Source organism: Kineosporia sp. R_H_3 (assembly GCF_002198675.1).
In the GTDB taxonomy this organism is placed as follows: Bacteria; Actinomycetota; Actinomycetes; order Actinomycetales; family Kineosporiaceae; genus R-H-3.
In genome coordinates this window covers 1-26449 of record NZ_MWLL01000161.1, presented here as the reverse complement: position 1 = coordinate 26449, position 26449 = coordinate 1, and the positions used below count along the sequence as shown (strand labels likewise).

The 26449-nt window shown below is 75.2% G+C and carries 24 protein-coding genes; 13 read left to right on the top strand and 11 right to left on the bottom strand.

Translation table 11 applies throughout. The features are described 5' to 3' along the window. Positions 1-68: 68 nt before the first annotated feature. Positions 69-1757, top strand: coding sequence for an HNH endonuclease signature motif containing protein (locus ECOMGDLI_RS17175; RefSeq protein ID WP_143447759.1), 1689 nt, complete (start codon positions 69-71; stop codon positions 1755-1757). Positions 1758-1771: 14 nt separating this feature from the next. On the opposite strand, the gene ECOMGDLI_RS17170 is transcribed toward ECOMGDLI_RS17175, so the two are convergent. After that, the gene (locus ECOMGDLI_RS17170) at positions 1772-2182 is read right to left on the bottom strand and encodes a hypothetical protein (RefSeq protein WP_088318084.1); all 411 of its coding nucleotides are present in this window, start codon (positions 2180-2182) and stop codon (positions 1772-1774) included. A 21-nt stretch (positions 2183-2203) separates the two neighbouring features. Beyond that, positions 2204-2965, bottom strand: a complete 762-nt coding sequence (locus tag ECOMGDLI_RS17165) for a hypothetical protein (RefSeq protein ID WP_088318083.1) — start codon at positions 2963-2965, stop codon at positions 2204-2206. Between the two features lie 81 nt (positions 2966-3046). Here ECOMGDLI_RS17165 and ECOMGDLI_RS17160 point away from each other — a divergent pair, with 81 nt between their 5' ends. Then, complete coding sequence (locus tag ECOMGDLI_RS17160; RefSeq protein ID WP_088318082.1) at positions 3047-3919, top strand: LysR family transcriptional regulator; 873 nt, start codon at positions 3047-3049, stop codon at positions 3917-3919. Between the two features lie 27 nt (positions 3920-3946). Here the strand turns inward: ECOMGDLI_RS17160 and ECOMGDLI_RS17155 are convergent, their stop codons facing one another. Next, a complete protein-coding gene (locus ECOMGDLI_RS17155; RefSeq protein WP_198954948.1) occupies positions 3947-5215 on the bottom strand; it encodes an amino acid permease in 1269 nt (422 codons plus the stop codon). Between the two features lie 163 nt (positions 5216-5378). On the opposite strand from ECOMGDLI_RS17155, the gene ECOMGDLI_RS17150 reads away from it, so the two are divergent. Next, positions 5379-6428 carry a hypothetical protein gene (locus ECOMGDLI_RS17150; RefSeq protein ID WP_143447758.1) on the top strand — a complete coding sequence of 350 codons (1050 nt, stop codon included), beginning with the start codon at positions 5379-5381 and terminating at the stop codon, positions 6426-6428. Here the strand turns inward: ECOMGDLI_RS17150 and ECOMGDLI_RS36860 are convergent. Continuing rightward, the gene (locus tag ECOMGDLI_RS36860; RefSeq protein ID WP_369812761.1) at positions 6413-6688 is read right to left on the bottom strand and encodes an alpha/beta-hydrolase family protein; all 276 of its coding nucleotides are present in this window, start codon (positions 6686-6688) and stop codon (positions 6413-6415) included. The genes ECOMGDLI_RS17150 and ECOMGDLI_RS36860 overlap by 16 nt on opposite strands. A gap of 87 nt (positions 6689-6775) precedes the next feature. Further along, positions 6776-7820: alpha/beta-hydrolase family protein (locus ECOMGDLI_RS36855; RefSeq protein WP_369812760.1), on the bottom strand; the 1045-nt coding region annotated here is incomplete at its 3' end. A 983-nt stretch (positions 7821-8803) separates the two neighbouring features. Between ECOMGDLI_RS36855 and ECOMGDLI_RS17140 the strand changes: the two genes are divergently transcribed. Both ECOMGDLI_RS17140 and ECOMGDLI_RS17135 read left to right on the top strand, forming a co-directional pair. Further along, a complete protein-coding gene (locus ECOMGDLI_RS17140) occupies positions 8804-10267 on the top strand; it encodes a sensor histidine kinase (protein WP_158221038.1) in 1464 nt (487 codons plus the stop codon). After that, positions 10264-10926 (top strand): response regulator transcription factor, encoded by a 663-nt coding sequence (locus ECOMGDLI_RS17135; RefSeq protein WP_088318077.1) that lies wholly within the window; start codon positions 10264-10266, stop codon positions 10924-10926. The genes ECOMGDLI_RS17140 and ECOMGDLI_RS17135 overlap by 4 nt, the downstream gene beginning before the upstream one ends. Before the next feature lie 12 nt (positions 10927-10938). Here the strand turns inward: ECOMGDLI_RS17135 and ECOMGDLI_RS17130 are convergent, their stop codons facing one another. After that, the gene (locus ECOMGDLI_RS17130; RefSeq protein ID WP_088318076.1) at positions 10939-11367 is read right to left on the bottom strand and encodes a heme-binding protein; all 429 of its coding nucleotides are present in this window, start codon (positions 11365-11367) and stop codon (positions 10939-10941) included. 136 nt (positions 11368-11503) lie between these two features. Then, a complete protein-coding gene (locus ECOMGDLI_RS17125; protein ID WP_198954947.1) occupies positions 11504-12643 on the bottom strand; it encodes a MerR family transcriptional regulator in 1140 nt (379 codons plus the stop codon). Positions 12644-12782: 139 nt separating this feature from the next. On the opposite strand from ECOMGDLI_RS17125, the gene ECOMGDLI_RS17120 reads away from it, so the two are divergent. From ECOMGDLI_RS17120 to ECOMGDLI_RS35990, 3 genes are read left to right on the top strand one after another with little or no spacing between them, the layout of a single operon-like run. Next, positions 12783-13826 (top strand): LLM class flavin-dependent oxidoreductase, encoded by a 1044-nt coding sequence (locus ECOMGDLI_RS17120; protein WP_088318074.1) that lies wholly within the window; start codon positions 12783-12785, stop codon positions 13824-13826. A gap of 45 nt (positions 13827-13871) precedes the next feature. After that, entirely contained in the window at positions 13872-14756 is an 885-nt protein-coding gene (locus ECOMGDLI_RS17115) for a hypothetical protein (RefSeq protein ID WP_088318073.1), read from the top strand. A gap of 55 nt (positions 14757-14811) precedes the next feature. Continuing rightward, entirely contained in the window at positions 14812-15654 is an 843-nt protein-coding gene (locus ECOMGDLI_RS35990) for a transglutaminase family protein (protein WP_088318072.1), read from the top strand. Here the strand turns inward: ECOMGDLI_RS35990 and ECOMGDLI_RS17105 are convergent. Then, the gene (locus tag ECOMGDLI_RS17105; protein WP_088318102.1) at positions 15647-19117 is read right to left on the bottom strand and encodes an indolepyruvate ferredoxin oxidoreductase family protein; all 3471 of its coding nucleotides are present in this window, start codon (positions 19115-19117) and stop codon (positions 15647-15649) included. The genes ECOMGDLI_RS35990 and ECOMGDLI_RS17105 overlap by 8 nt on opposite strands. 237 nt (positions 19118-19354) lie before the next feature. Between ECOMGDLI_RS17105 and ECOMGDLI_RS17100 the strand changes: the two genes are divergently transcribed. Then, positions 19355-19837, top strand: a complete 483-nt coding sequence (locus ECOMGDLI_RS17100) for an Lrp/AsnC family transcriptional regulator (RefSeq protein WP_088318071.1) — start codon at positions 19355-19357, stop codon at positions 19835-19837. A 63-nt stretch (positions 19838-19900) separates the two neighbouring features. Here the strand turns inward: ECOMGDLI_RS17100 and ECOMGDLI_RS17095 are convergent, their stop codons facing one another. Then, entirely contained in the window at positions 19901-21157 is a 1257-nt protein-coding gene (locus ECOMGDLI_RS17095; protein WP_198954946.1) for a CapA family protein, read from the bottom strand. Positions 21158-21236: 79 nt separating this feature from the next. On the opposite strand from ECOMGDLI_RS17095, the gene ECOMGDLI_RS17090 reads away from it, so the two are divergent. The 4 genes from ECOMGDLI_RS17090 to ECOMGDLI_RS34700 all read left to right on the top strand — a co-directional run bounded on the left by ECOMGDLI_RS17090 (position 21237) and on the right by ECOMGDLI_RS34700 (position 24384). Beyond that, complete coding sequence (locus ECOMGDLI_RS17090; protein ID WP_198954945.1) at positions 21237-22760, top strand: hypothetical protein; 1524 nt, start codon at positions 21237-21239, stop codon at positions 22758-22760. A 68-nt stretch (positions 22761-22828) separates the two neighbouring features. Then, positions 22829-23743, top strand: coding sequence for an ornithine cyclodeaminase family protein (locus ECOMGDLI_RS17085; protein ID WP_088318069.1), 915 nt, complete (start codon positions 22829-22831; stop codon positions 23741-23743). Further along, positions 23740-24165 (top strand): hypothetical protein, encoded by a 426-nt coding sequence (locus ECOMGDLI_RS17080; RefSeq protein WP_088318068.1) that lies wholly within the window; start codon positions 23740-23742, stop codon positions 24163-24165. Before ECOMGDLI_RS17085 ends, ECOMGDLI_RS17080 begins: the two co-directional genes overlap by 4 nt. Before the next feature lie 45 nt (positions 24166-24210). Further along, on the top strand, positions 24211-24384 hold the full coding sequence (locus ECOMGDLI_RS34700; RefSeq protein ID WP_158221037.1) for a hypothetical protein: 174 nt from the start codon (positions 24211-24213) through the stop codon (positions 24382-24384). A gap of 4 nt (positions 24385-24388) precedes the next feature. Here the strand turns inward: ECOMGDLI_RS34700 and ECOMGDLI_RS17075 are convergent, their stop codons facing one another. Both ECOMGDLI_RS17075 and ECOMGDLI_RS17070 read right to left on the bottom strand, forming a co-directional pair. Continuing rightward, positions 24389-25480: a proline racemase family protein gene (locus tag ECOMGDLI_RS17075; protein WP_198954944.1), complete on the bottom strand. Its 1092-nt coding sequence runs from the start codon at positions 25478-25480 to the stop codon at positions 24389-24391. 4 nt (positions 25481-25484) lie between these two features. Next, complete coding sequence (locus tag ECOMGDLI_RS17070) at positions 25485-26396, bottom strand: dihydrodipicolinate synthase family protein (protein ID WP_088318067.1); 912 nt, start codon at positions 26394-26396, stop codon at positions 25485-25487. Positions 26397-26449 lie beyond the last annotated feature (53 nt).

Here is a 26449-nt window from a genome sequence, read left to right as displayed (position 1 = left end):
AGGTGCCCGGCAGTGAGCCGGACGCTTCGTTGGCGTCTGGTCATGTCGTGTCCGACGGGTCGTTGCCGGTGCACGATCTGCAGGCCGGGGTGGAGGCGATGCGGGTCGCGACGGCGGTGGTGCTGGAGGCGTCGCGGTGCGCGTGGTCCCTGTCGGACGGTGAGGCACGGGATGTGGTGGAGGCGTTCACCCGGGCGATGGCCTCCGTGGAAGCAGCCCGCCTCGCGGTGATCAAGGTCCTCGACGAACGCCCCGAAGCCGTCCCCGGCGCCAGCGAAGGCAAGGTCGCGGCCGCGTTCCTCACCGGCCGCCTCAACGTCGACCAGGGCCGCGCGAACGCGGACGCGCGGGCCGCGCACGCCCTGGACGCGGACTCCGGGTCGCTGCCGCAGGTCGGTGCCGCGTTGGCGGCGGGGGAGATCACTCGCGAGCACGCAGATGCCTGCGTCCGCGCTGTGGCGCGGCTGCCGAAGCGGCTGCGGGTCGTGCTGCTGGAGGACGAGGCGACCGGTGAGCTGCGGTCGGGGATGGAGATCGCGGATGCGTTCCTGGCCGAGCAGTGCCGCCGGTTCCCGGTCCGGGCGATCCACCGGCTCGTCGACGAACTCGTCCGGGTCCTCGACCCCGACCGCGAAGAGGACTTCGACGAAGACGCCCACCTACGGCGAGGCCTCTCGCTGGTGAAGGACTCCACCGGGATGGGCTCCCTGCGGATGACCCTGACCCCGGCCGACACCGCGGTCCTGTCGGCGATGCTGTCCGCGGCGGGCAAGTCGCGACCGGCCCGCGAGGTCCTCACCGTCGACAGCGAAGGGATCGAGCAGGTCACGCTGGTCAAGGACGACCGGACGGTCGCGATGCGCCGCTACGACGCCGTCATGGGCCTGCTGCGCGCAGCCCTCAACAGCGACAGCGGGGGTGACGCGCCTTCGCCGCTGGTGAACCTCTTGGTGACCGCCACCGTCGAGCAGGTCGCCGCCGCCGGCGCGGCCGCCGAACAGGTCCGCCGACAGGCCACTACCGGAGCCGGAGGCGACCCAGGCGACACAACCACCGACCACATCGAGGCAATCCCTGGCACCGATCCTGCCGCAACTGGAGGTGGATCGATCCCGGAGACGTTCTCCAGCAACGGATCCGTCGAACCGGCCGCAAGCCAGGTCGGCCGGGCAGCAGGGTTCGCCACGCTGCACCGGCACGGACCCATCGAAGCCCACCTGCTCGCCTACCTCGCCTGCACCGCCACCCTCACCAAGGTGCTGCTGGACCCGAACGGGGCACCACTCGACGTCGGACGGACACACCGGCTCGCCACCCCGGCACAGCGCAAGGCCCTCGCCGCCCGCGACGGCGGGTGCGTGATCCCCGCGTGCCCGGTCCCGCACGAAGGCACCGACGCCCACCACCTCCACGCCTGGGAACACGGCGGTCGGACCGACCTGCACAACCTGGTGAGCCTGTGCCCGAACCATCACCAGCAGGTGCACGCCGGCCTGTGGGTGATCGAGCTGCTCAACGGCATCCCGTGGGTCCGGCCACCGTCCTGGATCGACCCCGAACGACGGTTGACGAGGAACCTGCACCACCAGACCCACGCCGCCGCCCAGCAGATCGGCCAGCAGCTACGCCTCGCCCTGGACGAGGACGCCGACGCCCGAGGCATCGGACCGCACCGGACCGGCCTCACCCCGATCGACCTCACACCACCCATCTGGAACCAAGCCCCACCCGACGACACCTGGAAACGCACCGCCTGAGATCGCCGGTCGCCTCAGGAGACGGTGATGTGGCGCAGCCTGTCCACGGCCGGTGGCGCCATCGGCACTCCCTCGCCGGCGAAGAGCTCGAGCTCGTGGACCAGACCGCCGACGACGTGCAGCGTCACCGAGGCGGGCTCGCCGTCCGCGCCACCCGCGACGCCGGCGGACACGCAGACGTAGTCGTCCCGGTCGTTGCTCGACAGCCGCCGCACGACGTCCGGGCCGACGGCCGGGCCGTCGCCGGCCAGCCGGACCGACGAGCACCCACAGCCGCAGTCGGCGGCGACGTGGGCCTGCCGCACCTGGGCGACCAGGTCGTCCTCACGGGTCGCAGCGGCGAGCGTCTCGGCGAGCTGCCGCTCACCCTCGGAGAGCGCACGGGGCGCCTCGCGCTCCCGCCACACCGGCTCCCGGATCTCCATCGGAGCAGGATGCCAGCGGCGTCACCGCAGCATCGGCTCCCGGCCCGCGTCCGCCCCGACGTCCGACCCGACGCCGCGACCGGTGCCCACCCGCTCGACCGCCGCGGCGACGAACGCCCGGATCAGCGGGTGCACCCATGTCTCGTCCGACGACAGCTCCGGCTGGTAGAGCGACGCCAGGAAGAACGGGTGCCCGGGCAGCTCGACCATGCGGGCGTTCCCGGTCTCGTCGAAGGCCGAGAAGACGACACCCGCCTCCTCGAGCCGGGCCCGGAACCGCCCGTCGAGGCCGTACGAGCAAAAGAACCGCTCGACCCGCGGGCCGGCGCCGAGCAGCGCCGCGGCACGGGTCCCGGGCAGCACGTCCACCCGGGCCTCCTCGCCGAGCAGCGAGCACGCGAGCGGCACGATGAGGTGCTCGACGTCCCCGAGCGGATCCTCCGCGTGGTCGACGTCCAGGCCGACCACCGACCGGGCGATCTCGAGCAACGCGTGCTGGAAGCCACCGCAGGTCCCGAGGAACGGCACGCCTGCCGTCCGGGCGGCGGTCACGGCGGCGAAGGCGCCGTCGCGGTCGACGTACGGGCTGCCCGGTACGAGCCAGATCCCGTCGAAGTCCGCGAGACCGGCGACGTCCCGGACGTCGGCCGAGCCGATCCAGTACGGGTCCACGGCGTCCGGGGCCGAGGTGGCGTGGCGCAGTGCCACCGGGATCCGGTCGTGGGCGAGGACGTGCGGGGAACGGTCGCCGACGAGGGCGATCCGGGCAGGTCGGCTGGTCATGTCTCCACGATGCCGATCGACCGCTCATGCAGTCCAACGATGATCAGCACTCTCGGTATCACGTCCACTAATCTCAGACCGATGGACCTCCGCCACCTCCGATCCTTCGCGGCCGTCGCGCGCACCGGGTCCTTCACGGCCGCAGCGCACGAGCTCGGGTTCACCCAGTCCGCGGTCTCGCAGCACGTCGCCGCCCTGGAGGCCGACGTCGGGCGGGCGCTGCTCACCCGCCGCCCGGTGCGCCTCACCCCGGACGGCGAGCGGCTCGCGGCGCACGCCCGCCAGATCCTGCTGCGGGTCGACGTCGCGCGCACCGAGCTCGGGCCCCGGCACGCCCCGCCGGACCGGTTCCGGCTGGCGGCGACCCCGCTCGCCGTCGGGCCCCGCGTGGCGGCCGGCCTGGCCCGGCTGCGCGCGGACGACCGCCGGGCCACCGTCGACCTGGTCGCCGTCCTCGCCGACGATGCCGTCACCCTCGTCGCCGACGGCTCGGTGGACGCCGCGCTCATCGACGGCGTGACGACCCCGAACGCGCCGCTCGACGCCGCCGAACCCGGCACCCTCACCCGGCGGCTCGTGGTGGAGGAGCCCCTCGTCGTCCTCCTCCCCCGCGACCACCCGCTCGCCGGCGTCGCCACCCTCGCGCTGGACGCCGTCCGCGACGCCCTCTGGGTCGACGCGCCCCGGCTGCGCTGCGGGCCCGATGCCGTCCCGGGCGTGCGTGCCGGGCCGACGCCGGCCCGGCTGCGCTACGACGGCACGGACGTCGCCGCCGTGGCCCTCCTCGTCGCGGCGGGCCACGGACTCGCGCTGCTCCCCGCAGGTCTCGCGCCCCGGCACCCGGACGTCGCACCCGTCGTCCTGCGGGACCGGCTCGTCCACCGGGTCGAGCTGCTCGTGGTCCCGGGGCGTGCGGCGGCGTCCGAGCGGCTCGTGTCGGCGCTCACCGGCTGACCGACCCGACAACGGCCGCCCGTGCCGCTACGGGGCGACCTGCTCCGGTGCCTCACCCGCCACGGTGTGCTGGACGCCGTCCGGACGCGACCAGCGGCGTCGCAGCAGCGGCACCGCGACGACCACCACCCCGGCCGGCAGCAGCAGCCACCACCGCAGGAACGGCCCGAGCCCGCAGAAGAGCACGAGTGCGAGCGTGGCGCAGACCCGGAGGCCGCCGGTGAGCATCTTCCGGGCGGCGGCGAGCGTGAGCACGTAGACGGCGACGAAGCACGCGGACGTCGCGAGGACGATCTCCGCCGGGCCGACGACCCCGAGCACGAGCGGCACGTACATCGCGACACCGGTGCACGCGAGGACGGCGAGCGGGCGCCGCGGCACGCTGCGCGCCGCTCCCCCGGCGAACCAGGCCGGCAGCGCCCCCTCGGCGGCCAGCGCGGCCGCGAGCTTGGCACCCGAGCCGATATAGACGTTCATCCCGCCCATCGTCAGGAGCAGGGCGAGCAGCGCGGTCGCGTCCCGGCCGACGGGGCCGAACCCGACACCGACGAGGTCGGCGAGCGGCACCGTCGACCCCGGGGCGGCCGGGACGACGACCGCCGCGACGGCGACCCCGACGTAGAGCAGCGTGACGATCCCGAAGCCCCAGGCGACCGCCCGCGGGACGTCCCGCGCCGGGTCGCGGAAGTCGCCCGCCATCTGCGCCATGGCCTCCCAGCCGATGACGAGCCAGACCAGGCCGCCGGCCGCCGTCCCGACGGCCCACCAGCCGTGCGGCGCGAACGGCGTCCAGCCCTGCGTGACGTGGTCGGGCAGCGCGGCCCCGACGGCCACGGCGATGACCGCGACGAGCACCGCGGACAGCCCGAGCTGGACGCCGGACGACACCCGCAGCCCGAACGTGTTCGCGGCGAGCACGCTCGCGTAGATGACCAGCCCCATCGCCGCCGCCGCGGTCGGGCCGGCGCCGGTGAGGTCGGCGACGTAGTAGGCACCCATGAGCGCGACCGTGGGGCTGCCGATGAGGATCGACGTGAGGAACCACAGCCCGGTGACCGCCCCGGCGACCCGGCCGAACGCCTCGTCGACGTACGTCGCGACCCCGCCCGAGACCGGGTGCCGGACGGCGAGCGCGGCGAACGTCGCCGCGATCGGCGCCGACATCACCATGAGCGCGGCCCAGGCGAGCACCGACGCCGGCCCGGCGATCTGGGTGGCGAGGGCGGGCAGCAGGAGCAGGCCGGGCCCGAGGAGGGCTCCGACGTAGAGGGCGGCGCCCCGGGTCGCTGTCAGCACGCGCGCGACGCTATCCGCGCGGTCCGACAGCGGGCGCGGCAGGGTTCCGGGCCGGCAGGGGCAGCCGGACGACAACTGTCCCGGCCCGCCGGTCGGTGCGCGCCGTAGCGTTGAGGTACGCACCCAGCCGCCGCCGGATCCACGGAACGGCTCGGAGGACGTCATGACGCGATACGGGGCACCAGCGCGAACCGGGCGTACCACCGCACGATGGCACCGCCTCCGCGACAACCTCTCGAAGCTCCCCGCCGAGTTCCGCAGCCCGACGGTGGTCCTCGACGAGCCCGAGGACCTGAGCGTCCTCGACGACTTCGCGGCGGCCTACTGGCGGACGACCCTGCTGAGCCGGGCCGTGATCGGTGCGATGGGCGTGCTGCTGCCGATCGTCTTCATCGTCGGCGAACGGTTCTTCGTCCGCGGACCGGTGGCCGCCCGAGGGTCCATCAGCGCCTACTACCACTCGAGCATGCGGGACCTGTTCGTCGGCGGCCTCACGGTGATCGCGTTCATGCTCGCCACCTACCTGGCGGGGCAGATCTCCCGGCCGGACTACTGGCTGAGCTCGCTCGCGGCGATCGGCCTCATGACGCTCGTCGTCTTCCCGACCGGTCGCCCCGGCCTCGCGGACGGCGTGCCCCGGTGCGGTGACGTACCGGACCTTCCGGGCTGCTCCGCGATGCAGGACCGGTTCGGCGAGACGACGGTGGCGACCGTCCACTTCACCGGGGCAGCCGTCTTCATCGTGAGCCTGGCCCTCATCTCGTTCTACTGGGCCCGTCGCGAGCAGGCGCACGCTCTCCGGGACCAGGCCGGGCCGCTGACGACGTTGGCGTACGTCTCGCGCGACATGCGACGCAGGCTGCGCCACGCGCCCCTCGCGCTCCTGCAGCTGTGCTGCGGTTGGACGATCGTCGGCGCCATCGCCCTCGTCGCGGTCGGCGAGGCCCGGAACTGGTCGATCCTCGGCCTCACGCCGCTCTACCTCGGTGAGGTCGTGTCGGTCTGGGCGTTCGCCGTCGCCTGGTGCTTCCGCGCGCGTGGCTGGTTCATCGCCCTCGTGCGGGGGTGGAAGGACCGGAGCCGGCGCTCGGTGCCACGCCCCTCGCACCGCCCGGAGTCCCTCGTCAGGGTCCGCTTCATCGCCGGCCGGGTGACGTCCGAGGACCCGCGGCGCACCGTCCCTCGTCCGCCGAGCCCTTACGGCAGAGGCTGATCCGCATCAGCGGCACGGGCACCAGCGCCCTCGAGGGCGGCCCGCCAGGCGTCGCCGAGCTCGCCCTCGTAGCGGTGTCCGTGCCCGTCCGGGGCCGACCGCGCCGCGACGACGTCCGCGGTGACCTGCCAGAACGTGAGCACCGGCCACCACCGGCCGTGAGGTCGTGCGCCGTGGACCGTCGCCGGCCCGGGCTCCTCGGGCCGCACCAGCAGCCGCGGTGACCAGGACCGCACCGGGTCGTCCCGGTGGCTGAGCACCTGGACGCGGCCCCCGGAGGACGACGCCGGGAGGTCCGACCCCACGGGCGGGCCGGCCTCGAGGGCGCTGGTGCCCGTGCCGCTGANCCCACACGGCGGCGGCGGCGCCGCCGCCGAGCCCGCCGCTGCCGGGGAACGCGGACAGGCCCGCCCACGCCCCGAGGCTCTCGCCGTACACCAGGAGCCGCGGCCGCGATCCCGGCGGGCGGGCGTCGACCCTCCGGCGCAGCTCGGCGAACAGTGCCCGGACCGACGCCCGCGCTCCCTCGCCGCCGCTCAGGTACGCCAGCCAGCTCGGCCGCGCGGAGTACTGGACGGCGACCGACGCGACGTCGCCGGCGTACAGCCCTTCGACCGCGCAGACCGCCGACTGGTTGACCCATCCGGATCCTGTCGGCACCGCCACGAGGATCGCGGGGCGGTCGAACGCACCAGCCCGGGCGAGGGCGTCCGCCGCCAGGACGGCGCGTCCGGCGGCCGTCGCGGCCTCGTCCTGCCCGACGTACACGCGTACAGGGTCTCCGCCGCCCGGGCGGTCGCAGGGGCTGCGCGGCGCGAGGAAGTCGGCCCGTTTCGTCCCGGCGACGAGCGGCGCGTCCACGACGGGCGTGGAGCGAGCCGCCTCCCGAGCCGTGCCCGGACCGGCGCCGTCGTGCCCGGTGCCGGCCATCGCGGCCGTCGGCGCGGAGGCCGCGGAGAGGACGGCGACCGTCAGCGCCGACGCCGTGAGCACCTGCGCCGGACGGCGGTGCGCGTACGGTCTCCGCGCCGCCCGCAGCCCACGGCGCGCGAGCCGGAGCACCCCGATCACGGCCACCGCGACCACGACCGGGGCGAGCGCGACGGCGAGGTCCTCGTGCCACGTCGTCGGCGCGGTCCCGACGGACAGGCTCAGCGCGGCACCGCCCCGGTGCCCGACGACGAAGGCGGCAGCGGGGAGCACCACCGACGTGGCGACGCCCACAGCGGTCCCGGCGGCACGCACCCTCGTCGCCGCGGTGCCGCCGACCCGCCCGACGAGCCACGGACCGCACCGCCGGGCGCCCGCGCGCACGAGCAGCCCGAGGCCGTACCCCTGGAGCACGACGAGCGCCCCCAGCGGCACCTGGACCCACCACGGGTGCGGCAGCATCGTCGGCTGCATCCACGCGGCGAGCGCGACCGCGGCGCCCGCGACCGGGGCGCCGGCCGCCGGGGCGGCGAACCGGGTCGTCGCGGTGCCCGTCCGGTGCAGCCACCGGAGCCCGCGCCGCAGCACCGTGCGGCGACGCCGCCCGGGAACGGCGACGAGAAGACCGACCGCGCCGGCCGCCACGGGCGGCACCGTCAGTGCGCGCAGCGGCTCCTTCACCGGCACGCCCTCGCCCTGCCGCCAGGAGTTCACCGCGACGGCCCCGGCGTACACGTGCGCGGCGAACCGGCAGTCCGTCGTCCGGCACGCCCGGTCGAGCTCGGCGGCGAACCGCCGGTCGACGGTGCGGCGCGCCCACGGGCCGAGCGGCCGGCCGGTCAGGGCGGCGTAACGCAGCAGGTCGTAGCCGTAGTCGTGCCGCCGGCAGGCCGCATCGAACCCGTACGGCGTCCCGCCGAACGGCGAGGAGCAGCCACCGTCCGACCGCCCCGGCCCTGCACCCCCGGCGCCGGTGACGACGGCGGGCCGGTACCCCATCCGGGGCACGAACCCCGCCGGCACCTGACCCGTGGAGCCGTTGCCCTGCAACGGCTCCGGGGCGGCGACCGCCAGGGCGACGTCTCCGCCGGTCTGCCGCGGGGGGACCACCGGGCGGCCCCACCCGGTGAGCAGGTGCAGCACCACGAGCGCCGTGAGGACGGCGAGCAGGCACCTGGGCAGCCGATCCATGAGGACCTCCGGACCGCCGTCCCGGACCGTCCGGGCTCGGCGTGCCGGGACGCTACGAACGCGGCCTGCCGCGGGGCGTCACGCCTCGGAGCCGTTCCGGACCCGCTACCGCAGGACGACGAGCGCCCGGGCAGCGGCTCCCGGGTAGCCCTCGCGGGCCGGTCCCCGGCCGGGTCGTGTCGTACCGGGGAGGGGGTCGGACGTGGCTCCCACGTATGACGACAGGCCCCGATCGGCCGACCTACGCTCGACGGATGGCAGCGCCGTCCCCGCCCGCCCCGGCCGCACCGGCCGCCCCTGTCGACCGTCCACGATGGCCGCGGCGGGCCGCGCGGGGCCTCGGCCGCGCGCTGCTGGCGGTAGCACGGTTCCTGCGCGCGCTCGGCCTCGGGTTCGGCCGCGCGCTGCTGGCGGTAGCACGGTTCCTGCGCGCGCTCGGCCTCGGGTTCGGCCGCGCGCTGCTGGCGGTGGCACGGTTCCTGCGTCTGCTCGGTCGCGCCGTCGGTCAGCTCCTCGTCGGCACGGGGCGTGCGGGCCGACAGGTCGCCCGGTGGTCCCGGGACGACGGACCCGTCGGCCGACAGGTGCGCGCGGGTCTGCCCTGGGTGCTCGCAGTCCTCCTGGCGGCGATCGCGTTCGGCACCTCCGGCACCGTGTACGACGTCGACCGGTTCGGCTGGGGTCTCATGCCGTTCGTGGGCGCGCTCGCGGGGCTGCCGTTCGGGCTCGTCGCCGTCCGGCCCCTCGTGGGCTGGGCGGTGTCGGTCGGGACGGCGTTCGTGCTGGCGGTCGTCCTCGACCCGACCGGGACCGGACCGTGGCCCTGGCTGGTGGTGCACGGGCTCGTCATGCTGGCGCTGCTGCTCGCGGTCTGCGCCCGCAGCAGGCTGCGGGTGGCGACCGGCGCCTGGCTCGTGACGTGCGCGCTCTTCGCCTGGGGCGTCCCGGGCGACGTCGCGGCGGGCTGGCTCGTCGCCGTCAGCGCGACCGCCGTGATCGGCGTCCTCGCCGGGAGGCTCGTCCTGACGAACGTCGCGCTCGACGGCCAGCGCCGGGTCGCCGAGGAGGAGAAGGCGCAGCGTCTCGTCCTCGAGGAGCGCACCCGGATCGCCCGCGACCTGCACGACATCGTCGCGCACCACATGTCGCTCATCGTCGTCCAGACGGAGACGGCCGCCTACCGGGTGCCGGACCTCGGCGACCAGGCCCGGGCCGAGCTCGCATCGATCAGTGCCTCGGCGCGCGAGGCCCTCACCGAGACCCGGTCGATGCTGTCGCTGCTGCGCCGCGAGGACGAACCGGCGGTGCACGCACCGCAGCCCGGCGGTGCCGATCTCGCCGACCTCGTCGAGGCGGTCCGGCGGGCCGGGGTCCCGGTCGAGGCCCGGATCGACCCGGTCGTCACCGGGCTGCGGCCCGCCACGGCCCTGGCCGTGTACCGGATCCTCCAGGAGTCGCTGGCCAACGCCGCCCGGCACGCGCCGGGCAGCCGCGTGGACGTCACGGTGGCCCCGAGCGCGTCGTTGCTCACCGTCGAGGTGCGCAACGGCGTGCCGGCCGGTCCGGCCGGCGCGGACCGGTCGGCGGAAGGGCCCGGCCACGGCATCCTCGGGATGCGCGAGCGGGCCGCGGCCGAGGGCGGCACGCTCTCGGCCGGGCGGACTCCCGGCGGCTTCGAGGTCGTCGCGACGATCCCGCTGCCCGGGGAGGCCGGATGACCCGCGTCGTCGTCGTCGACGACCAGGCGATGGTCCGCGAGGGCTTCTCGGCGCTGCTCGCGGCGCAGCCGGGCATCGAGGTGGTGGGGGCGGCCGCCGACGGGCTGGAGGCCGTCCGGGAGGTGCGACGGCTCGAACCGGACGTCGTCCTCATGGACGTCCGGATGCCGGAGCTCGACGGGATCGAGGCGACCCGGCGCATCATGGCGGCGCCGGGTGACCGGCACCCGCGCGTCCTCATCCTCACGACGTTCGACCTCGACGACTACGTCTACGAGGCGCTGCGCGCGGGTGCGAGCGGCTTCCTCCTCAAGGACGCCCGCGGCGAGGAGCTCGTCAACGCCGTCCGGGTGGTCGCCGCCGGCGAGGGGCTGCTCGCGCCGTCCGTGACCCGCCGGCTCATCGAGGAGTTCGCCCGCCGTCCCGCGCGACCGGCCCGGCACCCCGCGCGGCTGCGGTCGCTGACCCCGCGCGAGACCGAGGTGCTCACCCACATCGCCCGGGGGCTGTCGAACACGGAGATCGCGACGGCGCTCGTCCTCGCCGAGCAGACCGTGAAGACGCACGTCGGCAGGATCCTCGCCAAGCTCGGCCTGCGGGACCGCGCCCAGGCCGTCGTCGTCGCGTACGAGACCGGACTCGTCCGGCCCGAGAGCTGAGCGGACGAACGGTCAGGCCGAGGCCGCGGCGGCCGCGCCGGCCTCGGCGACCGCCCGGTCCTGGTCGGCGCTGCCGCCGGAGCACCCCACGGCACCGACGAAGCGCCCCTCCACCCGGATCGGCACACCGCCCGCGAAGACGACGAGCCGGTCCGTGTGGACGATGCCGTGCAGGAGCGCGGGCTCGTTCTCGATGAGCCCGAAGAACTCGTGCGTCGCGAGCCCGTTGAAGGCGCTCACCGTGTACGCCTTGTTCGTCGCGATGCCCGCCGAGAGCAGCGGCGCGCCGTCCATGCGGCCGAAGGCGACCTGGTTGCCGGACGCGTCCGCGACGCTGATGCAGACCGCGATGCCCATCTCCTCGGCGGCGCGCGCGGCGCCGTCGAGCGCGGCCCGCGCCGTCGCGAACGTCACGGACTCGACCGACCTCGTCGTCGCCATCGCAGTGCATCCCGTCGCCGGCGTCCGCCCGGCCGGTCGACCGGGCCAGGCGCACGATGCCACCGGACGAGTCGCCGCGGCAGTCGGCGTTCCGCCGAGCGGGACGCGCGGCGACGGGCCGGCGGCCGGACGGCGCTCAGCACAGACGCCGCAGCCCCGCTCCACCGGTCCCGCCGCCCGTCGTCCCCCCGCCGGCCGTGACGACGTCCGCGACGACGACGGCCACGTTGTCCGGCGCCCCCGCGTCACGGACCGCCGCGAGCAGGGCGTCGACCGCGGCCTGCGGGTCGGCGGCGCCAGTGAGGGTGGTGCGCAGGACCGCCTCGGGCAGCACGGCGGACAGGCCGTCGGAGCAGACGAGGTAGCGGTCGCCGTCCCGGGCGTCGTGCAGCCGGACGTCGGCCTCGGTGCCGCGGCCGACGAGTGCCTTGGCGAGCATCGGCCGCTGCGGGTGCGACCACGCCTCCTCCGGGGTGAGGCGGCCCTCGTCGACCATCGCCTGCACGAGGGAGTCGTCCCGGGTCAGCCGGAAGAGCCCCTCGTCGCGGAGCCGGTAGACCCGCGAGTCGCCCACGTGGACGACGGCGAGCCCGCCGGCTGTGCGGACGAGCGCCGCGAGCGTCGTCCCCGCGGTGGCGGTGCGCCCGGTGTCGCCGACGACGGCGGCGACCGCCGCGTCGGCTGCGGCGGCCGCCTCCCGCAGTCGCTGGACGACATCGGTCGAGGCGTCGGTCGGGTCCGGCAGCGCGGCGGCCAGCGCGGCAAGGGCGGCACTGCTCGCCTCGGCGCCGGTGTCGCCGAACCCGTCGGCGACGGCGAAGAGCGGGTCGCCGGCGTGGACGGCGTCCTGCTGGGCGGGCCGGACGAGTCCGGCGTCGAGGCCGGTCGCGTGACGGACGGTGTACCGGGGTGCGGTCATCGGTGCGGTCATGGCGGTGCCCTTCCTGGCGAGGTCGTCGACGAGGAGGGTGGCGAGGTCGCGCCGGGCGCCGGTCTGCTGCTCGACGCCGGACCACCAGCCGGCCACGGCGTCCGCCGCGTCGGCCGGGCCGAGCCCGACGACCTCGGCGATGCGCGCGAGCGGCATCCCGAGCCGGCGCAGCGACCCGACGAGGACCGCCCGGTCGAGCTGGCCCGGGCCGTAGAACCGGTAGCCGCTCGCGGGGTCGACGTACGCCGGGACGAGCAGCCCGAGGTCGTCGTACAGGCGCAACGCCTTGTGCGACAGTCCCGACGCCCGGGCGAAGTCCCCGATCGTCAGCAGGTCCTCGGTCACGTCGTCCTCCCTCTCGTGCCGGGCGTCCGGCCCGGCACGGACGACGGTGGTGTCTGCCCCAGGGACAGAGTCAACAGCAGCGACCTGCTCGCCGTCCGGCCAAAATTGTTGTACGTTCAAGTTCACTAGTTCGGTCGACATGCCGCCCCCTCCGGAGGTCCCGGTGCCGCTGCCCACGAACCCGCTGCGCCGCATAGGCTTCCTCACGATCGGCCTCTTCGACGGGGACGACCCACACCCCGGTCACGAGTCCCTGCTCGAGGTGATCCGGCTCGGCGAGGACCTCGGCTACGACAGCGCCTGGGTGCGGCACCGGCACCTGCAGTTCGGGGTGTCGTCCCCGGTCGCCGTGCTCGCGGCGGCGTCGCAGCGCACCTCCCGGATCGAGCTCGGGACGGCGGTCATCCCCCTCGGCTGGGAGAACCCGCTGCGCCTCGCGGAGGACCTCGCGACGGTGGACATCCTCTCCGGCGGGCGGCTCAACCCGGGCGTCAGCGTCGGGCCGCCGATGCGCTACGAGGAGGTCAAGGACGCGCTCTACCCCGACACCGGCGACGTCGAGGACTTCACCTACCGCCGCGTCGAACGGCTGCTGTCGCACCTGCGCGGCGAGCCGGCGACCGGCTTCAGCGGCACCGAGGGCATCGAGGTCTTCTCCGACCGGGTGCAGCCGCACAGCCCGGGGCTCGCGCGACGGGTCTGGTACGGCGGCGGCAGCACGCGCTCGGCGCAGTGGGCCGGGGCGCAGGGCCTGAACTTCCTCACGAGCAACGTGGTGCGGGCCGACGGGCAGCAGACCTTCGAGGAGATCCAGCTCTCGCACGTGCGGGCCTTCCGGGAGGCGCACCCGGACGGCGGTGCGGCCCGGGTGTCGCAGGGCCTCGTCGTCATCCCGACCGACTCGGCGACGCCCGCGCAGCGCGCGAAGTACGAGGCCTACGTCGCCGCCCGGACGCCCCGGGTCGGCACCCCGCAGGGCCCCGCCGGGCTGCTCTTCGCGCACGACCTCGTCGGCACGTCCGACCGGATCGCGGAGCAGCTGTACGCGAACCCGGCGTTCCGCGAGGTCGACGAGGTCGCCTGGGCGCTGCCGTTCTCGTTCGCGCACGACGACTACGTCCAGCTCCTCACCGACATCGCCACGAAGCTCGGCCCCACGCTCGGCTGGACGCCCCGGACCTGACGGCACGGCCCGCCGCTGTCGGACCCCACCCCTAGCCTGCCTGCCATGGACGACGTCTTCGCCACGGCCGGGCAGTTCCTGCAGACGAACGGCCGGCTCCTCGAGCGCAGGCTCTTCGACGCGACGTTCGGCGGCGGCCCGCCGGGAGCGGTCGTCGACGTGCTGCGCGGCTACCAGAACGAGGACGGCGGTTTCGGGCACGGGCTGGAGCCGGACAAGCGCTGCCCCGCGAGTCTGCCGATCGACGTCGAGCAGGCGCTGGCAGCGATGGCCGACGCCGGCACCGTCGACACCGCGATGGTCCTGCGGGCCTGCGACTTCCTCGGCGCGGTCGCCGGCCGGGCCGCTGCCGGCGGTGCCGTCCCGCTCGCCTTCCCGGTCATCGAGGGCTTCCCGCGCGCCGCGCACTGGTCGGGGTGGACGTACGAGCCCGGCCTCAACCCGACCGCGGGCCTCGCGGGGCTGCTGCACCGGCTCGGGGTCGAGCACCCCTGGCGGAGCGCCGCGACCGCGTGGTGCAGGCAACGGCTGGACGCCGGGCCGCTGCCCGACGAGGTGCACTCGATCTCCGAGGTGCTCGTCCTCCTCGAGCACGTGCCGGACCGGGCCTGGGCCGACCCGCTCGCCGAGCGGGTCGTCGAGCACCTCCGCTCGACGCAGATGTTCCACCTCGACCCCGGTGCGCCCGGGTACGGGCTGTCCCCGCTCGACCTGGCGCCCCTGGCGACCTCCCGCTGGCGCGGCCTGTTCGACGCGGAGCGCGTCGACGCGCACCTTCAGCACCTGCTGTCGCAGCAGCAGGCGGACGGCGGCTGGCCCGTCGCGTGGGAGCCGCCCGGTCAGGCCGCCCTGCTGGAGTGGCGCGGGATCGTCACGCTCAAGGCCCTGCGCACCCTCACCTCGTACGGGGTTGTGACGCAGTCGACGTGACGGCCGGGCCGCCTCGACGGGCCGTGGCCCGCGGTCGCCCCTACGGTCGAGAACCGTGCCCTCCCTCACGGACTCCCCTGCCGCCCCCGCCCCGTCACCGTCGGCGACCGTGGGCGCCCACGTCGTCTTCGACGTCCGGGAGCCGTCGCTCCTCGCGCTGCAGGTCGTGGCCGCGAACGACGACGGCGCCTCGCTGCGCGCCACGCTCGACGGCACCCCGGTCGAGGTCAGGGAGGTCCGCGGTCCGGCACCGTTCACCCGTCAGCACCTCGTCGAGTGCGGCCCGGGGACCCTCGAGATCGCCTACGACGCAACCGTTCAGCCCGGGTCCGGCGCGGCGAGCACCGTCGACGAGGCCGAGCGGATCCTCATGCTGCGGCCGAGCAGGTACTGCCCCGCGGACCGGTTCACCGGTTACGGCGCGACCCGGTTCCCCGGCCCCGACGCGCCGGCCCTCGAGCGGCTGCGGGCCATCACCGACCACGTCCACGACAACCTCCAGTACGTCTCCGGCAGCACCGGGCCGACCGACGACGCCGTCGACGTCCTGCTCGCGGGCCAGGGCGTGTGCCGCGACTACGCGCATCTCGTCGTCACCCTGGCCCGGGCCGCCGGGATGGCCGCCCGGCTCGTCGCGGTCTACGCGCCGGGCCTGTTCCCGATGGACTTCCACGCCGTCGCCGAGGTGGAGGTGGACGGCGTGTGGCACGTCGTCGACGCGACCCGGCTCGCGCCCCGGGAGTCGCTCGTGCGGATCTGCACGGGCCGGGACGCCGCCGACACCGCCTGGTGCACGACGCTGACCGGCGTCGCCGACCTGCGCGACGTCGTCGTCACGGCCGTCGCCGACCAGGGCCTGCCGACGGACGACGGCGACACGGCGACGACCCTCAGCTGACCCGCTCCCGGGACGCCGCGACGAGCGCGTCGAGCGCGACCGCCGTCCGCTCCCGGTACTCCGCGACCCGCGCGAGCTTGATGTCCTCGTACCCGCGGATCTCCTCGGGCAGCGCGGCGATCGCCTCCACCGCCTCCGCCGTCGCCGGGGTGAGCCGGCCCAGGGCCTCCTGCATCGTCGCGCGGAACTCCTCGACGAGCGCCCGCTCCACCCGCCGGACGTGCGCGTAGCCGAAGACGTCGAGCGGCGTCCCGCGCAGCCGCCGGGCCGCGGCGAGCACCCGGAACGTCGGCGTCGCCGACCTGCGCAGCCGGATCTTCCGGCGCATCCCGAGGGCCCGCAGCGCCGGCGGGTGCAGGAGCACCGAGACCCGCGCCCCCGGGCCGAACTCGTCGCGCAGCCGGGCCTGCTCGGCGGGGTCGAGGTGCAGCCGGGCCACCTCGTACTCGTCCTTGTAGGCCATGAGCCGGTGCAGGCTGCGGGCGTAGGCGAGCCCGATCCGGCGGCCCGCCTCCTCGCCCGCCCGCGCGGTCGCGGTGCTGACGACCTCACGGACGGCGCTCTCGAAGGCCTGCGCGTACGCGCCGCTCTGGTAGCCGGTGAGGTCCGTGACCCGCAGCGCGACCGCCTCCTCGAGGGACGCTGTCCGGCTGCCGGCGAGGGACGCCGCACCCGCGGCCGCCGGCGATGCGGGCGCCGACACCGCACGCGCGACGGCGTCCGGGTCCTGCACGCTCGCCCTCCCCCAGCGGAACGCGGCGAGGTTCTTCTCGACCGCCGTCCCGTTGAGCGTGATCGCCTGTTCCATCGCCTGCGCGCTCACCGGCAGCAACCCGTGCTGGTAGACCGCGCCGAGCAGGAGCAGGTTGACGGGCATGTGGTCACCGAAGAGCGCCTCGGACAGACCGTTCGCGTCGACCGCGTGCACGCCGTCCGGCCGGGTCACCGACGCGATGCGCAGGAGCGCGTCGTCCGGCGTCCCCGGCACGAGGACGCGCCCGGTGACCATGCCGATGGTCGGGACGACGGCGGTGTTGACGACGGCGACGGTCCGGTCGGCCCGGCACGTCGCGAGGTTGGCGTCGGCGGCCGCACCGAGCAGGTCGAACCCGACGAGGACGTCGACGGTGCCGCGGGAGGCCTTGACCGCACCCGCGACCGGGTCCTTGCCGATCCGGACGTCGCTGACGACCGGGCCGCCCTTCTGCGCGAGGCCGATCTGCTCCAGGCCCGCGGCGTGCAGGCCGTCGACGTGCGCGGCCATCTGGAGGATCTGCGAGACGGTGACGACGCCGGTGCCGCCGATGCCGGGCATCCGCAGCACGACCTCGGCGCCGGTGGCGGCGCGGCGCTGCGGCTCGACGAGGGCCACCGGCAGGTCCGGGGTCGCCCGCCGGGTGCGCGGACCGGTGCCCGGCTCGACGAGCAGGAACGACGGGCAGTCCCCCGACAGGCACGACAGGTCGGTGTTGCACGACGCCTGGTGGATCCGGGTCTTGCGGCCGAGCTCGGTGTCGACCGACTGCACCGACATGCACGTCGACTTCGACGCGCAGTCGCCGCAGCCCTCGCAGACCCGTTCGTTGACGACGACCTTCTCCTTCGGCGTCGGGAGCAGACCGCGCTTGCGCAGGCGGCGCTCCTCGGTCGCGCAGCGGTCGTCGTGGACGATGACGGTCACGCCGTCGAGCTCCGCGAGCTCCCGCTCGACGGCGGGCAGGTCGTCGCGGTGCCGTACCGTGGCGCGGTGGTCGAGCGAGACCCCCTGGTACGTCTCGGGTTCCGGGGTCGTGACGACGACCCGGGTGACGCCCTCGAGCATGAGCAGCCGGGTCAGGGCGGGGACGTCGACCCGGCCCTCGGCGCGCTGGCCGCCGGTCATCGCGACGGCGTCGTTGTAGAGCAGCTTGTACGTCATCTTCACGCCGCCGGCGACGGCGGCCCGGATCGCGAGCGACCCGGAGTGGTGGAACGTGCCGTCGCCGAGGTTCTGCACGAAGTGCCGGTCGTCGGTGAACGGGGCGAGGCCCAGCCACTGGGCACCCTCGCCGCCCATCTGGGTGAGCCCGATCTGGTGGCCGCGGCCGCCCCCGTCGTCGAGCGCGATCATCGCGTGGCAGCCGATCCCGACGCCGACGAGGGTGTCGTCCGTCGTCCGCGTCGAGCGGTTGTGCGGGCAGCCCGAGCAGAAGAACGGGGTGCGGGCGGCGACCAGCGGCAGCGTCCGGCGGGCGGCGGCGGGGCGTTCCACGGCGAGGTGCGCGACGGCGCGCGGGCCGAGCCGGTCCGCCCCGACGACGCGCGCGAGGGCGGCGGCGACGTCGTCCGCCCCGAGGGTGCCGCGGGCGGACAGCAGCGGCCGCCCGCTCTCGTCGGAGCGGCCGAGGACGGCCGGCGCGTCCGGGCGACGGTAGAGCGCCTGCTGGAGGTGCCCTTCGAGGAACGGGGTCTTGTCCTCGACGACGAGAAGCCGGTCGAGCCCCTCGGTGAGCTCGGCGACCTGGGCGCGGTCGAGCGGGAAGGGCATCCCGAGGCGAACGAGCCGCAGCCCGAGCCGTTCCGCCTCGGCCTCGTCGATCCCGAGGTCGGCGAGCGCGCGCTCGACGGTCGCGAAGGACGTCCCCGACGCCACGATGCCGAGCGTCGCCCGGGTCGCCGAGAAGGTGACCCGGTTGAGCCGGTGGGTGCGGGCGTACTCGCGGGCGAGGTCGAGGCGGCGGGTGAGCATGTCGTGCTCGGCGGCGACGGCGGAGGGGCCGACGAGGGCCGGGCCGTCGCCGACGACGCGGCGCTCCGGCTCCGGGACGTCCCTGTCGAGGCCCGACAGGTCCACGGTCGCCGACGCGTCGGCGATGTTCGCGACGATCTTCAGCCCGACCCACAGGCCGCACGCCCGGGAGAGCGCGACGGCGTGTAGGCCGTACTCGACGATCTCCTGCACCGACCCCGGAGCGAGCAGCGGCATGGACAGGCTCTGGCACATCGGCTCGCACGAGCTCGGCACCGTCGACGACTTGCAGTCGGGGTCGTCGCCGATCCAGGCGACGGCCCCGCCGAGCGGCGCGGTGCCGGCGAGCATCCCGTGCCGGATGGCGTCCGCGGCCCGGTCGAGGCCCGGGTTCTTGCCGTACCAGAAGCCGGTCACCCCGTCGTGCCGGCGACCCGGCAGCCGGCCGATGAGCTGGCTGCCCGCGACGGCGGTCGCAGCGAGCTCCTCGTTGACACCGGCCTGGAAGACGACGCCGGCCTCGGCGAGGAACCGCTTCGCACGACCCATCTCGAGGTCGACGGTGCCGAGCGGCGAGCCCTGGTAGCCCGAGACGTGGACGGCGGTGTCGAGGCCGCGCGCGGTGTCGAGCCGGCGCTGCTCGAGGGTGAGCCGGACGAGCGCCTGGACCCCGGACATGAGGGCCCGGCCGTCGGTGGCCGCGTACTTGTCGTCGAGCGAGGGCGGTGCGCTCACGGTGGTTCCTCCGGCGTGGTGGGCGACGGTCCGGCCGAGCACTGGCGACGGCACGGGTCGGGACTGTGGCGCGGTCCCGAGGTGCCGCTACCGACCATGCCGCATCGGCGCGCCGAGTGCGACGTGGCTCACAGGAGACAGAACAGGGCATCCTCGACGCAAGGTCCTGGTCGTCAGAGCGGGCGAAGACGCAAAGATTGTGTGGACTTCTCTCGGATCGCTCGCTTGACTTGCGTCATGAGCCCCGATCCCGCGGCACCGCAGCGTCCGCCGGCCGGCCCCGCCGACGTCGATGCGGTCGACCACCACCTGCTGCGCCTGCTCCGTGAGGACGGCCGCCGGACGTTCTCCGAGATGGCGCCCCTCGTGGGCCTGTCCGTCGCGGCGGTCAAGCGCCGGGTCGACCGGCTGCGCGACCTGGGCGTCATCACCGGCTTCACCGTCCAGGTCGACCACGCCCGTCTCGGGTGGGGCGTCGAGGCGTTCACCGAGGTGCGCTACGCGGGGACGGCGAGCGTCGGCGACATCATCGCGACCGCCGCCCGGGCCCCGGAGGTGCAGGCGGTCTTCACCATCGCCGGCGACCCGGACGCGCTCGTGCACCTGCGCGCCCGCGACATCAACCACCTCCAGGAGGCGATCGACGGGCTGCGGACGTCGCGCAAGGTCGCCGGGACGAAGACGCTCATCGTGCTCGGGTCCTGGACGCGTCCGGACTGACCCACCGGGTCGACCGGGCGGCCCAGGCCGGCCGGGCCGGCCGGGCCGGCCGGGTCAGCCGGGTCAGCCGGCGGTGATGGGCACCAGCCCGTCGTCGTCCGCCCCGAGGCTCGTGACGACGCGTGTCGTCCGGTCGAGCGCGGCCTGCAGCCGGGCCCGGGTGGAGCTGCCGTACCTGCCGTCCCGCAGCGCCTTCGGGACGTCGAGCACCCGGATGGGCGCGGCCCGCGCGACCATGATCGGCTCGTACTCGGCCGTGGTCACGGCGAACCGGTGGGCTTTCGTCTCGGTGAACGTGAACCGCACGAGCAGGCCCTCGGCGTTCGGGTCGCCCGGCGTGCTGTGCCAGGCCATGAGGTTGCCGAGGCCGTAGACGACCCAGGTCCTGCCGATCTTGCGGATCGGCTCGACGACGTGCGCGTGGTGGCTGATGATCACGTCGATGTCGGTCGACCGGGCGAGCCGGCGGGAGACGTCGACCTGCTGCTTGTTCGGCGTCTGCACGTACTCGGTGCCCCAGTGCAGGGACAGCACGACGATCTCCGCGCCGTCCTCCCGGGCCGCGGCAGCCTCGGCGAGGATGCGCCGTTCGTCGATGACGTCGGCCCGCCACCGGTCCCCGCCGGGATAGCTGTTGCCGTTGAAGCCGTAGGTGTACGAGAGCAGCGCGACCCGGACGCCGTGCACGTCGACGACCGTCGTCCGCGCGGCCTCCTCGGCGGTCCGCGCCGAGCCCGCGTGGGCGATCCCCGCGTCGTCGAGCGCGTCGAGCGTGCGCCGGATGCCGGCGGCGCCCTGGTCGAAGGTGTGGTTGCTCGCCGTGCTGCAGGCGTCGTACCCGGTGCGGTCGAGGGCGTCGACGACCTGCGGCGGACCGGAGAACAGCGGGTAGCCGCGGAACGGCCCCGAGGCGGCCGCCAGCGGTGTCTCCAGGTGGCACAGCGCGAGGTCGGCGCCGGCGACGATCGGCCTGATCGGTGCGAGCATCGGTGCGAAGTCGAGGTCCCCGCGGCCGGTGCGGGCGGCGTCCGCCTTGGCCTGCGCCCACAGCGGCGGATGGAGCAGGACGTCGCCGGTGGCGACGAGCGTGACCCGTCGCGGCTCCGCGGACGGCTCTGCCGACGGGGCCGCCGACGGGTCCGCCGACGGCGACCCGCTCGGGTCGGCGGGACCCGTGCCGGAGGCGTTGGTCGGCACCGACGTGACGGGCGTGGTCGCCGGCGGTGCCGCGCCCCGGTCCCCGGCGCCGCAGGCCGCGAGCATGCAGCCGAGCACAAGGGTCCCGACGCGCACCGACATCCGTCCCACCGTGTCCCGCACCCGCACAGTGTGGCCTCTCGCCGGCACCGGGGTGCGCCGGTCGGGGCAACGTCCGCGGGCCGTCGTGCGACGTGGGGGCATGGGCACCCAGCAGCCGTCCCGGACAGGACCTCGTCAGTACCGCAGCCGGACCCGACGCACCGTCGCCGTCGCGCTCGGCGCGCTCGGCGCGCTCGCCGCGGTCGGCCTCGCGACGGTCCTGCCGGCCGCGGCCGACGGCCGGCTCGGCCTGGGCTCGTGGTGGCAGGCGGACGGCGCCGCCGTCGCGGTCGCCCCCGCCGCACCCACGCACGCCACGGCGGCCCTGCCGGACCCGGCCACCACCTCCGCGGCGGCGGCACCGGACGCTGCCGCACCGTCCACCGGCCGGCCCGGGGCGACGACGGCGACCGCCCCCGGGTCGGCCGGCACGGGCCCGAGCGCCCCCGCCGCGGCAGCGACCGTCGCGGCCTCAGGCACGTGCGCGCGGACGGCAGGCGCGACCCCGAAGGTGCGCGTCACCGAGATCGACGCCGGCGTCACGGTCAAGGGCTACGGCGGCGAGGGCGACACCGAGGCGCTCCCGCTGGCGATCGCCTCCCGCCCCGGCGGTTCGTGGCTGGCCTGGCTCGGCACGGACGAGCAGGTCCACCTCGGCAAGCTGGACTGCAACGACAAGCTCGTCGGCAAGCCCACGAGCTTCCCCGGGATCGACCTGCAGGACGTCCGCGCCGACAGCACGGGCGGCGTCCTGCTCCTCACCCGCGCGGGCAGCTGCAAGGGCAGCCCGCTGTGCGGCGGGACGGCGAGCCCCTGCAACACGATGTACATGGTGAGGTTCGACAACTCCGGCAAGCTCGTGTGGCAGGTCCAGGTCACCAACCTCACCGCGACCCGCGGCGGGCAGACGAACGGCGCCCGGTTCGTGTGGTGGTACCAGCACCATGGTCGGCTCGCCTACGACGGCGCGAACTACGCCGCGTACTTCGGTGTCGCGATCACCGTGCAGAACGGCAGCTGCGTCGACATCCACGAGGGCGACCGGATGCAGGTCGTCAGCAAGGCCGGCAAGCTCCTGTCCGGTCACGACAGCTTCGAGGTCGGCTGCAGCCACGCCTGGACGTCGCGCATCGTGTGGGACAAGCGCACCAAGCACTACGTCATGGTCTGCGCCACGGACAACAACTGCCGGATCGCGCAGCCGAACCCGTACCGCACCGTGGCCGCCGGGACGTGCGACGGCACCCTGTTCGGGGGCGACCTCGTCAACGCGAGCACGACCGGCTACTGGACCGCCTGGAGTCAGGGCGGCACGGTCCGGTTGGACCGCTTCTCGACGGGCGCGTCGAACAAGTCCGTGAGGACGTCGGTCAGCGCGAGCCATCCGCACCTCGTCCGGTACGGCAAGGGCCGGATGCTCCTCGCCTGGCAGTCCGGGACGGCGATGGCCGCCCAGGTCTACAGCGCCTCGACGGGCGCCGCGATCGGCGGCCGGATCACGATCCCGGTCCGGGACCACTCGTACCAGGCCTTCAAGGGCTACTCCGACGCGAGCGTCGCGTACCCCGCGGCCGGCAGCACGAGCACGAAGATCAGGATCGCCCGGGTGATGCCGGTCGCGTGACCGGCACGGTCCGGGACGGGCCCGGCCGGCGCGACCCCGCGCGCCGGCCGGGCCTGGGACAGTGACGTATGCAGATCGTGGACCTGGCCGCCGTCCGGTCGGTGCTGACCTGGGACGACGCCCTCGACGCCGCCCGGCGCGCCTTCCGGGCGCTCGCCGACGGCGGCGTGGACCAGCCCGGCCAGCTCGAGATGCGCCCCGACGGCGGCGGCGAGCTCCACGTCAAGGGCGCCTATGTGCGCGGCTCCGCGGTCATGTGCTTCAAGGTCGCGACGGGCGGGTTCCCCGGTGCGGCCCCGGACGGCTTCTCGGTCGTCGTCGACGCCGCGACCGGGCAGCCCCGCTGGCTGCTCGCCGACGGCGGCTGGCTCACCGACACCCGGACCGCCGCCGCGGGCGCCGTCGCGTCGCTCACGCTGGCCCGGCCGGACGTGCGACGGCTGCTCGTCCTCGGCACCGGCGGCCAGGCGCAGGCCCAGGTGCACGCGCACCGGGCCGCGATCCCGGGCCTCGACGTGGCCGTCTGGGGCCGGGACGCCGCCCGGGCCGCGGCGTTGGCCGAGGCCGTCGGCGCCGCGGTCGCCGACGACCTCGAGGCCGCCGTGCGCACGGCCGACGTCGTCGTCACGGCCACGAGCAGCCGGACGCCGCTGCTCGACGGCGCGTGGGTCCGCCCGGGCACGCACGTCACCGCGGTCGGCTCGGACACCCCGGGCAAGCAGGAGCTCCCGGCCGCCCTGCTCGCCGCCGCCGAGGTCGTCGTCTGCGACGCCGTCGACCTCGCGGCGCACGCCGGTGAGCTGCAGCACGCAGCGCCCGAGGTCGTGGCCCGCGCCGTGACCCTCGGCGACGTCCTCACCGGCCGCTCCCCCGGCCGCACCTCCCCCACGCAGGTCACCGTCGCGGACCTCTGCGGGCTCGGAGTCCAGGACGCCGCGATCGCGGAGGTCGTCGTGCAGCGCCTCTCGGCGAGGGCGACGTGACCGGGCCGGCCTGGAGGGCGCGGGCGGCGTGGGCCGTCGCGGGCGTCGTCCTGCTCGTGCTCGCGACCGGAGGCTGCGGGGCTAAGGAGGACGACGCGAAGGAGATGTCCGAGGTCGTCGTCGAACGGCTCAACGACGGCGCGTGCGACGACCCGCCCGCGGACCTCGCGGCGGCGCAGTGGGAGCCGATGTGCCGCGCCGTCCGCGCCGTCCTACCCGCCGGCGGTGTCGTGACCCTCGTGTCGACCTCGGCCCAGCAGTCGGGCGAGATCGGGTACGCCTACACGAGCGAGGCGACGTTCACCGCGACGGACGGCACCGCGCGCACCCTGCGGCTGTTCTACGAGGGCACCGGGGTCTCCGCCGCCGTCCCCGAGCTGACCTACGCGTCGATGGACGGCGTGGTGCTGCTCGACGTCTGACCCGCCCCGCACGCCCGTGCGACGGATCGGTGTGATGATCTCCGCGTGAGCGTCTGGCAGATCATCGGTGTCGCCCTCGTCGTCATCGGGGTCGGCGAGTACGTCCTCTTCCGCTACCTCGCGCCGCGGCGGGAGGACATCGCCCGGCGGATGCCGCTGCTCGTGGCGAACTCGGCGTTCAACGTCGTCGTCGGTGCGGCCCTGTTCGTGCTGCTCTGAGGGCTCAGCGGCGCTCGGGCGCCCAGAGGTCGCCGACGGTGTAGCCGCTCGGGTACGGGTCCGACGGGTGCACGCTCCAGCGCGCCCGGCCGGTCACCCAGGTGCGCCCGGTGACCGTCGGGAGGACGGCGGGCGTGCCGTCGACCTCCGTCGTCCCGACGAGGCGGCCGACGAACAGGCTGTCGATGATGCTGCGGTGCCGGAACTCCTCGTCGAGGTCGAGGTCGCCGCGCGCGTGCAGGGCCGCCATCCGGGCGCACGTGCCGGTGCCGCACGGCGACCGGTCGAGGATGCCGGTCCACGTCGACGGCTCGCCGGGCAACAGCGGGTCCTGGGTGAGGACGACGGTGTTGCGTGAGTCCGTGCCCGCGGTCCGCGGGCCGGAGTGGAGCATGACGAGGGCGATGTCGTCGACGTCCGGGTTGACCGGGTGCCGGACCGGGACCTGTTGCCGCGCAGCCATCTTCACGAGGGCACCGGCCCTGGCGAGCTCGCGGCCCCGGGCCGGGGCGAGGTCGACGCCGCAGTCCGTGGCCCGGGCCTGCACGAAGAACTGGCCGCCGAAGACGACGTCGACGGGCACCGTGCCGAGCTCGGGGACCTCGAGCGGGATGTCGAGACCGACGACGAACGAGGGCACGTTCGCGACCGTGACCGCGGCGACCCGGCCGTCCTCGATCGCCGCCCGCGCCCGGACCACCCCGACGGCGGTGTCGATGGTGACGTCGAGCGTGTCGCCGTCCGGCACGATGAGCCCGGCCTCGACGGCGCCGGCGACCGCGCACATCGTGTTGCTGCCCGACATCGGGGTGAACCCGCCCTGCTCGAGGACGACGACCCCGAAGTCGGCGCCCGGCGTCACCGGTGGCAGCAGCAGGACGGCGCACAGCGCCGGGTAGCCCCGCGGCTCGTGGAGCAGCAGCTCGCGCAGCGGGTGCAGGTGCTCCCGGCAGTACGCGAGACGTTCGGCCATGGAGTCGCCCCGCACGAGATGCGCGGCGTCGAGGACGACCCGGCCGGGCTCGCCCTCGGCGTGCACCTCGACGGTCTCCAGCGCGAGGGTCCCGGACACGAAGGGCCCGGACGCAGCGGTCACGGCGTCACGCGCCCGCGGGGACCTGTCCGGCGGCCGCGAGGATCCGGGTGAACCGCTCGACGTCCGCGGCCGGCAGCGGCAGGATCGGAGCCCGCGTCGGGCCGGCCGGGTGGCCGACGATCTGCAGCCCGGCCTTGATGCCCGCGGCGTAGTCCACCGACTCGAGGAAGTCGCTGATCGCCCACAGGTGCTTCCACTGCTCGCGCGCGGCCGGCAGGTCGCCCTTGACCGCGAGGGTGTCCCACAGCGCGACGGCGAGCTCCGGCACGATGCTCGCGGCGCCCCAGACCGCGCCCTTGGCTCCGGAGGCGATCCCGAAGAACGTCAGGGTGTCCCAGCCGTTGAAGACGGTGATCCGGTCGGTGCGGACGGCGAGCAGCTCGGCCTGGCCGACGGCGTCGCCGGACGTGTCCTTGACGAAGTCCAGGCCCGGGATGTCGCCGAGCTGCGCGAGCTGCTCCGGGGTCAGCGTCACGCCGGTGTGGGACGGGATGTTGTAGTAGACGACCGGGATCGCGATCGAGCCGGCGACGGTGGAGAGGAACGCGACGAGGGCGTCCCAGGCCGGGGCGCCGTAGAACGGCGGCAGCAGCATGATCGCGTCCGCACCGACCGCCTCGGCGTGCTGCGCGAGGGACACGGCCTCGGCGGTGGCGAGCGCCCCGACGCCGGCGACGACCGGGATCCGGTGGTCGACGGCCTCGACCCACGCAGTGATCGCGCGCCGGTACTCGGCCGGGGAGAGGGTGGCGAACTCCCCCGTCGAACCGGTCGCGACGACGCCCTGCAGCCCCGCGGCGACGAGGCGGTCGGCCTGCGCCCGGAGGTTCTCCTCGTCGATCGCGCTGCCGTCGGCGGTGAACGGGGTGGGGACGGCGGCGATGATGCCGTGCAGCGCGGCGGTGCGGCGGGTCATGGCGGTCCTTCCGGGACGACGGCGGGCCCGACGGCGGTCGGGTCGGTCGAGGT

Coding starts and splice junctions, on each gene's coding strand:
- ECOMGDLI_RS17070 (WP_088318067.1), bottom strand. CDS start 26,396: ATGACCCGCCGCACCGCCGCGCTGCACGGCATCATCGCCGCCGTCCCC.
- ECOMGDLI_RS17150 (WP_143447758.1), top strand. CDS start 5,379: ATGACGCGATACGGGGCACCAGCGCGAACCGGGCGTACCACCGCACGA.
- ECOMGDLI_RS17115 (WP_088318073.1), top strand. CDS start 13,872: ATGGACGACGTCTTCGCCACGGCCGGGCAGTTCCTGCAGACGAACGGC.
- ECOMGDLI_RS17160 (WP_088318082.1), top strand. CDS start 3,047: ATGGACCTCCGCCACCTCCGATCCTTCGCGGCCGTCGCGCGCACCGGG.
- ECOMGDLI_RS17140 (WP_158221038.1), top strand. CDS start 8,804: ATGGCAGCGCCGTCCCCGCCCGCCCCGGCCGCACCGGCCGCCCCTGTC.
- ECOMGDLI_RS17085 (WP_088318069.1), top strand. CDS start 22,829: ATGCAGATCGTGGACCTGGCCGCCGTCCGGTCGGTGCTGACCTGGGAC.
- ECOMGDLI_RS17090 (WP_198954945.1), top strand. CDS start 21,237: ATGGGCACCCAGCAGCCGTCCCGGACAGGACCTCGTCAGTACCGCAGC.
- ECOMGDLI_RS17170 (WP_088318084.1), bottom strand. CDS start 2,182: ATGGAGATCCGGGAGCCGGTGTGGCGGGAGCGCGAGGCGCCCCGTGCG.
- ECOMGDLI_RS17130 (WP_088318076.1), bottom strand. CDS start 11,367: ATGGCGACGACGAGGTCGGTCGAGTCCGTGACGTTCGCGACGGCGCGG.
- ECOMGDLI_RS17165 (WP_088318083.1), bottom strand. CDS start 2,965: ATGACCAGCCGACCTGCCCGGATCGCCCTCGTCGGCGACCGTTCCCCG.
- ECOMGDLI_RS17135 (WP_088318077.1), top strand. CDS start 10,264: ATGACCCGCGTCGTCGTCGTCGACGACCAGGCGATGGTCCGCGAGGGC.
- ECOMGDLI_RS17120 (WP_088318074.1), top strand. CDS start 12,783: ATGCCGCCCCCTCCGGAGGTCCCGGTGCCGCTGCCCACGAACCCGCTG.
- ECOMGDLI_RS17100 (WP_088318071.1), top strand. CDS start 19,355: ATGAGCCCCGATCCCGCGGCACCGCAGCGTCCGCCGGCCGGCCCCGCC.